The organism is Mesorhizobium sp. M7A.F.Ca.AU.001.01.1.1, from assembly GCF_004022735.1.
In the GTDB taxonomy this organism is placed as follows: Bacteria; Pseudomonadota; Alphaproteobacteria; order Rhizobiales; family Rhizobiaceae; genus Mesorhizobium; species Mesorhizobium ciceri.
Window position 1 is genome coordinate 1 of sequence record NZ_RZPF01001130.1, and the last position, 1191, is coordinate 1191.

The window sequence follows — 1191 nt, forward strand, 5'->3', positions numbered from 1 at the left end:
CGGCCGGCGTGCGGACCTCGCAGACGCGCGGTGCCGGTGTCGGTGCGGTGAGTGTCTCCTCGTCGGGCACCTTCGGCGGCAACAAGCTGACCTTCAATGCCAATGTCGGCGATGGCGCCGGCCTTGGCCTCAAGGGCGGCGGCACCGTGACAACGGCCGGCACGCCGTCACTGGTGCTCGACTTCAATGGCGTCGTGCCGTTCGGCCTGCTCAGCCAGAAGCTGGCCGCGCAGGGTCTGTCTTTGTCTGGAACCGCCAATGTCAACGTGCAGGTGCGCGGTCCCGCGACATCGCCCGTCATCGGCGGCAGCATCAGCACCTCGGGTGCGCGCCTTGTCGATGCGCGCTCCGGCCTCGCCGTCAACGATCTCGCCGCCGATGTCTCGATTGCCGGCGGCGTCGCCAGGATCAACCGGCTGACCGGAACGCTGTCGACGCGCGGCAGCCTGTCGGCCAGCGGCACGGTCGGCATCAACCCGGCGCAGGGTTTCCCGGCCGACCTGTCGATCAAGCTGGTCGACGGCCGCTATACGGACGGCAGGGTGGTGACCGCCAATCTCGGCGGCGACCTGACGATCAAGGGACCGCTGACCTCCGCACCGGTCATCGCCGGTACCGTCAATCTCGCCAAGACGGTGATCACCGTTCCCGACAAATTGCCGGGCTCGCTGGCGGCGCTCGACGTCAAGCACAAGAACGCGCCGGGCGCGGTCAAGGCGCAGGACAAGGCGCTGCGGCCGCCGACGACCAGCGGCAAGGGCGGCGGTAGCGGCCTTGCGCTCGATGTCACGGTCAACGCGCCGAATCAGATCTTCATCCAGGGCAGGGGCGTTGATGCCGAACTTGGCGGCTCGCTGAAGCTGACCGGCCCGGCCTCGTCGCCGCAAGCGGTCGGCACCTTCACCTTGCAGCGCGGACGACTGTCGATCCTCGGCAAGCGGCTGACCTTCACCGAAGGCACGGTCGGGTTTTCCGGCTCGCTGGTGCCCTATCTCAATTTGACGGCGACCACGACGACGACCAGCGCCACCGTCACCATCGTGGTGTCGGGCGAAGCGACCAATCCGAAGTTCACCTTCTCCTCGGTGCCGGCGCTGCCCGAGGATGAGGTGCTGGCGCAATTGATCTTCGGCCGCTCGATGTCGAACCTGTCGCCGCTGCAGATCGCCCAGCTCGCCGAAGCGGCGGGGC

The 1191-nt window shown here is 68.0% G+C and carries 1 protein-coding gene; it reads left to right on the forward strand.

Annotated features, from left to right (window positions below; genetic code table 11):
* On the forward strand, nt 1-1191 hold a 1191-nt coding region (locus EN884_RS36465; protein WP_206617757.1), incomplete at both ends, for a translocation/assembly module TamB domain-containing protein.